This window comes from Kitasatospora sp. NPDC058406, from assembly GCF_042722765.1.
In the GTDB taxonomy this organism is placed as follows: domain Bacteria; phylum Actinomycetota; class Actinomycetes; order Streptomycetales; family Streptomycetaceae; genus Kitasatospora.
This window is the reverse complement of record NZ_JBHXKE010000363.1, coordinates 1-6706: the sequence shown is the minus strand read 5'-3', so window position 1 is coordinate 6706 and position 6706 is coordinate 1. Positions and strand designations below refer to the sequence as shown.

Genomic DNA, 6706 nt, shown 5'->3' with positions numbered 1-6706 from the left:
CCGGGGTAATCCCGGGGGCCTGGGCACTCGCCCTGGCACCGACCGGGACGGTCACGGCGTCCGCCGGCGCCGCGGTCCCGATCGGGACCGTCACCGCGGCCGGAACCGGCATCACGGCCGGCGGCACCCCGGCGGCCGGGACCGTCGTCACGACCGGAAGCGTGACCGCGACCGGGGTCGCCGTGGTGCCGATCGGCCCGAGGTCCTCGGGGCCGGGCATGAGGGCGCAGACCGGCGTGCGGTCAGGCGCACAGTTCTCGCCGTCCGCCCTGGACGACGGGCATGCGCCTGTTGCCGCGAACGCCACGAACTGTGCCACCCCGCATCCGGGGGCAGGGTCCGTTGTCCGAAACCGACCCGGCGGGTTTGCCGCCGACGGCGCGGAGCACTCCGCGTCTGCGGGCACCGCCGACGTGGTGGAACCGCCGGTCGGGCTCCCGTCGACGACGGGCGGGCCGCCCGCCCGGACGAGGTTCGCGGCGCCGCCGGCCCGCAGGGTTCCGCGTCCGGGCACCGCCGCCTCCCCGCGAACCGCCGGAGCCCCGGCGGCCCCGGCGCACCGCGCCGCCCGGACCGGATAGCGGGCGACTCGCGCCGTGGTCGCCGGGCGAAGCACCGGAGCGTCCTCGCCCGAGACGCACCCGGGCGCCCGGGTGCCCGGGTGGGTCCGGGCGGCACAGGCCGCGCCGCCGGGCGGCTACGCCGGGAGCCTGCTCAGCGCGTCCACCAGCGGGTGCGGGCCAGTTCGGTGAAGCCGAGCCGGCGGTAGAGCGGCTCGCCGAGTTCGGTGGCCACCAGAGTGGCCGGACGGTCGGGGTGTGCGGCGGCCAGCGCCGTCCGCAGCACCGCCCGGGCCACTCCGCGTGAGCGCTGGGCAGGCAGGGTGGCGACCCAGTAGACGCCGGTGGCGTGGCCGTCGTCGTAGGTCAGGCAGGCACCGGCGGTCACGCCGTCGACCCGGCCGATCCAGGCCCGGCAGCCGGGTTCGCCCAGGAGCCGCACCGGCAGCTGGGCACCCTCGGTCCAGGGCTGCCGGGGCAGGATCGGGAAGCCGTCGACGATCGCGCGCTCGGCCTCGGCGAGGGCTTCCGCCTCCAGGACCTCACCCGCCGTCAGCACCTCTGCGGCGAACCCTCCCGAGCCCAAACCCGAGCCCGAGCCAGTCGCCGGCCGTTCCGGCCGTTCCGGCGGCAGCGGACCGGGCTCGCGCACCATCACCGCCATCCGCCGCCCGTGGCCGCAGCCCTGGCGGGTCAGGTCCAGCCCGCCGTACGGGTCCTCCACGGTGAGCCGTACGGTGTGCCAGGCGGCGAGCAGGTCCGTCAGTTCCGCTTCCACCGCTCCCGGTTCGCCGGTGGGGCGGGTGACCACCACGCGGTGGGCGTCGTCCGGGGTGCGGGCGCAGCGGACCGCGGTGAAGCCGGGGCTCGTGAGGTACTGCCAGCCGTGCGCACGCGCCTGGGCCAGCCAGAGTGCGGCGGCGTTGTCGTTGGCCTGTTCGAGCCGGCTGAGGATCTCCACTCCAGGACGGTAGCCTTGACGGCCCGTCCGCGCTGTCCGGCCCCGGCCCTGGCCGGATGAAGCCAGGGAGGCGCACACATATCGGCCGTGCGCCCTCGCGTGCACCGCCGATTTTCGGTCAATCTCGCGCGACTCCCCCGCCCTTGGGCAAATCCGCAGCCCAGACGCGCCGGCCGGGTGCGCCGAAGCCGGACGTCCCAGGACCCGTCCCGCGACAACCAGCCACCGTTGCACCGGCCCCCTTCCCAGAAGGGTCGACGGGTGCCACGCTTCGTGATCGAATGCATCACGCCAAATTGCCATGTCGACATAGCGTCGGATGGTGAACTTGTCACAACGGCAATGGTCCACCCGATAGATTCGATCTTGGCCAGCAGTGCCGCACCACCACACCACACCACCGAGGGGGCTTGAGCGCCTTGAGCAGGGTGAGCAGGAGCGACGCGGGTCCTGACAGCGGCCAGACCGCGGCCGGCATCGCGGGTCGTTCCGCGAGAGGCACCGGCAACAAGGCCCCCGCCGTCAACACCCGCACCTCCGGCACAGCCTCGTACCCCTCCTATTCCGCTGCGGCCACACCCGCCCCGGGAACCACTTCCGCACCAGCCGCCCCCGGCGGCCCCGGTGCCTCCGGCTCCCCGGGCACCCCACCCTTCCCTGCCTCCCCGGAGCACGGCGGACGCACCGTCAGCCGATCCGGAGTCAGCCACGGGACCGGGTACGGCATCGGCTCGGACGGCCGGCACGGGCAGTCGGTTACCGGCCAACCTGGCGGCCACCCCGGCGGCGGTCACCCGGGCGGCCACCCGGGCGGACAGGAGAGCGGATTCACGACCTTCGCCGCCGCTCCGACCGGCGCGCTCTCCGGCCCGGCCCTGGCCGGCGCCGGAACGTCCGGCGGGATCCCGCCGGGATCGCTCGGGCTCGGGGTGTCCGGCCACGGCGCGGGCGGACACGGCGCGGGCGGACACGGCGGACCGGGCTCCGGCCTCAACGGATCCTCGACTCCGGTGATGGCGGTCTCGCCGCGCAAGCTCTCCGGCCGGCGCAGGCGCGAGACCGTCGCCGTGCTGATCTTCGGCGGCGCACCGATCTTCGAGAGCTCGATCCCGCTCTCCGTCTTCGGTGTCGACCGCCAGGACGCCGGGGTGCCGCGCTACCGCCTCCTGGTCTGCGCCGGCGAGGAGGGGCCGCTCGCCACCACCGGCGGCCTCACCCTCTCCGCCCCCTACGGGCTGGAGGCACTCGCCCGGGCCGGGACGATCGTCGTACCGGCCTGGCGCTCGATCTCGCAGCCGCCGCCGGTCGAGGCGATCACGGCGCTCCGCAAGGCGCACCACGAGGGCGCCCGGATCATCGGCCTCTGCACCGGCGCGTTCGTGCTCGCCGCCGCCGGTCTGCTGGACGGACGCCCGGCGACCACCCACTGGATGTACGCCCCGACCCTGGCCAAGCGCTACCCGCGGGTCCACGTCGACCCGCGCGAGCTCTTCGTGGACGACGGCGACGTGCTGACCTCGGCGGGCACCGCCGCCGGGATCGACCTCTGCCTGCACGTGGTCCGCAGCGACCACGGCGCCGAGGCGGCCAACGCGCTCGCCCGGCGGCTGGTGGTGCCGAGCCGTCGCAGCGGCGGCGGACAGGCCCAGTACATCGACCAGTCTTTACCTGAGGAGATCGGCAACGACCCGCTTGCCGAGGTGGTCACCTGGGCGCTGGAGAACCTCAACCAGCAGTTCGACGTCGAGGTGCTGGCGGCTCGCGCCTACATGAGCCGACGGACCTTCGACCGGCGTTTCCGCACGCTCACCGGCAGCGCGCCGTTGCAGTGGCTGATCACCCAGCGGGTGCTCCAGGCCCAGCGGCTACTGGAGACCTCGGAGCTGTCGGTGGACGACGTCGCGCGCCGCTGCGGCTTCCGGTCGCCGGTGGCGCTGCGCGGGCACTTCCGGCGCCAGCTCGGGGTCTCGCCGGCCGCCTACCGGACCAGCTACCGGGCCCGTCGGCCGGGCAGCGTCTCGGCCGCCCAGGCCGCGGCGCAGGGCAACGACCTCCGGATGACCGGGGCCGTGCCGCAGCCCGCCACGGCCGCCGCCCCGGCGGGCGGGACGGTCCCGGGTCAGCACGGTGCGCACGGGCAGGCGTCGGTGCCGGGCTTCCCGGGCGGCGCCGCGACGCACCCGGGGCAGCACGGTCAGCCGTCCGGCCAGGGCGTCCACGCCCGGGCCGGGCAGCCGTACCCGCACCAGCCGGCGGGGCACCAGCAGCATCCCGGCCAGCCCGGAACCGGACGCGGCCCGGCACGGCCGCCGATGGTCCCGGCGCAGCCCGGTCCGAACGCGGGCCGGCCGCCCCGGACGGCGGAGCACGCCGCGGCCGAGGACGGGCACCCGCAACCGGGCGCCCGCGGCCAGGGACAGGGGCACCGGACCGCGGCCGACCGGCCGCAGGACGAGTCCCCGGCGGCCGGACGCGGTCACGGCGCGGCCGGAGGCCGGCTGCCGGCGCCCGCACCGGCCGGGACCCCCGAGGCGCGGGCCCGGCAGGCCCGGGCCGGTCAGGTCCGCCCGCAGGGCGGCCGGGCCGCCGCGCCGGATGGTGTCCGGGAGCCCCGCGACGCCCGGGCCGCGCGGGACGGCCGTCCCACGCATCCGGCCCACCCCGGCCGGGAGAACCGTGAACCGGACGGTCACGCCCAGGAGGAACACGGCTCCGAGGCCTGCGCCCCGGCGCCCCGCTCGGCTCCATCGGTGCCCGTGGCGCGTGATCGCGCCGTAGGGTGAGTGGCGTGAATGACCGTTTGGTATGGATCGACTGTGAAATGACAGGCCTCGACCTCGACCGGGACGCCCTGGTCGAGGTCGCGGCGCTGGTGACCGACTCCGAGCTGAACATCCTCGGCGAGGGTGTCGACGTCATCATCCGCCCGCCGGCGGAGGCGGTGGCGCACATGCCCGAGGTGGTGCGGACCATGCACACCTCCTCCGGGCTGCTCGACGAGCTGGAGCACGGCGTGACGCTCGCCGAGGCGGAGGCGCTGGTCCTCGCGTACGTGCGCGAGCACGCGCCGGAGGCCGGCCGGACGCCGCTCTGCGGGAACTCGGTCGCGACCGACCGCGGCTTCCTGAGCCGGGACATGCCGGCCCTGGAGAGTCACCTGCACTACCGGATCGTGGACGTCTCCTCGATCAAGGAGCTGGCCCGCCGCTGGTACCCGAAGGCGTACTACAACAGTCCGCAGAAGGGCGGCAACCACCGGGCGCTCGCCGACATCCGGGAGAGCATCGACGAACTGCGGTACTACCGCGAGGCGGTGTTCGTCGCCCAGCCCGGCCCGGACACCGACACCGCGCGCGCGATCGCCGAGAAGTACCAGCCGCCGGCCGGCTGACCCGGGGACCCGGGAGGTGCCCGCTCCCTGCTGAAACCCTGGCGCGAGCACCCTCCCGGATCCTGTATTGTTCTTCCTGTCGGAACGGGAACGCGAAGAGCGGGACCGGGCCGGACAGATGGTGGGTGTAGCTCAGTTGGTAGAGCACCTGGTTGTGGTCCAGGTGGCCGCGGGTTCGAGTCCCGTCACTCACCCCAGAGCCTGAGGGGCCGGTTTCTTCAAGAGACCGGCCCCTCAGGCGTTTTCGCGTTCCCGGCCGCGGACCTCCCCGCCCTCACCGCCTCCGCCCACGTGGCCTCCGTCTCACCTTTTTCTCCCCCGGCGGAGCTGCCGCCGAAAGCTACCGGCTAGTAACGTTGCGGCCATGACCACACCTTCGATCGGCCAGCTGCTCGACTCCACCGTGCCGATGGCACGGACCCTCAAGCTGGAGTACCTGGAGACCACCCCCGAGCGTGCCGTGCTCCGGCTGCCCGACCAGCCCGAGTACCACAACCACGTCGGCGGGCCGCACGCCGGCGCGATGTTCACCCTCGCCGAATCGGCCAGCGGCTGCATCGTCCTGAGCGCCTTCGGCGACCAGCTCTCCCGCGCGGTGCCGCTCGCGGTGAGCGCTGAGATCTCGTACAGGAAGCTCGCCATGGGCGTCGTCACGGCCACCGCCGCACTCGGCCGGCCGGTCGCCGAGATCGTCGCCGAGCTGGACAAGGGCGAGCGGCCGGAGTTCCCGGTCACCGTCGAGATCACCCGTGCCGACGGTGCGGTGACCGGCGTGATGACCGTGATCTGGACGCTTCGCCCCAACTCCTGAGCCACCGGCGGACAGCGGCCCGGGGTGCCGACCGGAGCGCGTCCGGCGGACCTCGGGCGGTCGGGCGAGCCGGCAGTCGGGCGAGCGGTCGGGCCGCCGCCCGATGACTGTCCGTGACGGTGGCCGTGGCGGCGGCCGTGACCTCATGGTCCGTCCGCTCGTTCTCGATTCACGTGCGAGCCAAACACCCGACCAAGGACCTGTCGTCAGAGTCCCGTCGTCCGCCCGGAGGGCGGGCCGGGCGGTGGCTCTCCCGGCTGCCGCGGGCCGTCGCGGCGGGCGGAGCGCTCCTCGCGCAGCTCTGGGGGCTCGGCGCTCCGGGCGCCCACGCGGCCGGCGCCGAACCGCTCCCGGAACCGGCGAGCCGGACGGCCGTCGGCCGGGCCCTGACCGGCGAGTCCGTACTCGGCGACTCCCCGCCCGACGGGACCGTGACCGGTGGGCCGTCAGCGGAGCGGACCGCCGGACAGGCGGGCGAGGAGGCGGCCGGGGACGCAGCCGCCCCGCAGCCCCCCGTGCCGCAGGACCCGCCGCCGGACAGGCCGCAGGAGCCGCCACGGTCCCCCGCGCGGCAGGACGGTCCGGTCGTCGCTCCCGGCCGGACCACGGCCCCCGGGGTGCTCGATCACCTCGCCGGCCCCACCGCCGCGATCGTCCCGGTACCGGAGCTGGACGCCGCGACCACCTCCGTCAGCAGTGCGCTCCAGGACCGGATCAGGGCCGGCGGCCTCCCGCTGCCCGGACAGCGGGCCGCCCTCCCGGACGCCTTCGCCATCGCCTCCGGGCTGCTGGGCACCGTACCCGCCCAGTCCCGCCCGGCCGGGGCGCGCGCCTCCCGGGAGGGTGCGCCCGACGGGCCGTCCGCCCCGGTCGGCCGGAACGGCGCCGGTCCCCGGGCCACCCGGCCCGGCGGGGAGCAGCGCGGGCCGGCGGCCCCGCCACCCGCCCCCGGGGAGCCGGGTGACGGGCGGCACCACACCGCC

The 6706-nt window shown here is 75.7% G+C and carries 3 protein-coding genes, 1 tRNA gene and 2 pseudogenes; 5 read left to right on the top strand and 1 reads right to left on the bottom strand.

What is annotated here, in order from left to right:
- Positions 1-714 precede the first annotated feature (714 nt).
- Positions 715-1521, bottom strand: coding sequence for a GNAT family N-acetyltransferase (locus ACFWOG_RS38515; RefSeq protein ID WP_380364195.1), 807 nt, complete (start codon positions 1519-1521; stop codon positions 715-717).
- A 1013-nt stretch (positions 1522-2534) separates the two neighbouring features.
- Here ACFWOG_RS38515 and ACFWOG_RS38510 point away from each other — a divergent pair.
- From ACFWOG_RS38510 to ACFWOG_RS38490, 5 genes and pseudogenes are all read left to right on the top strand, one after another.
- Positions 2535-3722 (top strand): annotated as a pseudogene (locus ACFWOG_RS38510) (helix-turn-helix domain-containing protein); the annotation flags it as partial.
- Between the two features lie 587 nt (positions 3723-4309).
- On the top strand, positions 4310-4912 hold the full coding sequence (orn, locus tag ACFWOG_RS38505; protein WP_329951056.1) for an oligoribonuclease: 603 nt from the start codon (positions 4310-4312) through the stop codon (positions 4910-4912).
- Between the two features lie 121 nt (positions 4913-5033).
- Positions 5034-5109 (top strand) — tRNA-His (locus tag ACFWOG_RS38500).
- A gap of 167 nt (positions 5110-5276) precedes the next feature.
- Positions 5277-5723 (top strand): DUF4442 domain-containing protein, encoded by a 447-nt coding sequence (locus ACFWOG_RS38495; RefSeq protein WP_380364193.1) that lies wholly within the window; start codon positions 5277-5279, stop codon positions 5721-5723.
- Positions 5724-5896: 173 nt separating this feature from the next.
- Positions 5897-6706, top strand: a pseudogene (locus ACFWOG_RS38490) (hypothetical protein); the annotation flags it as partial.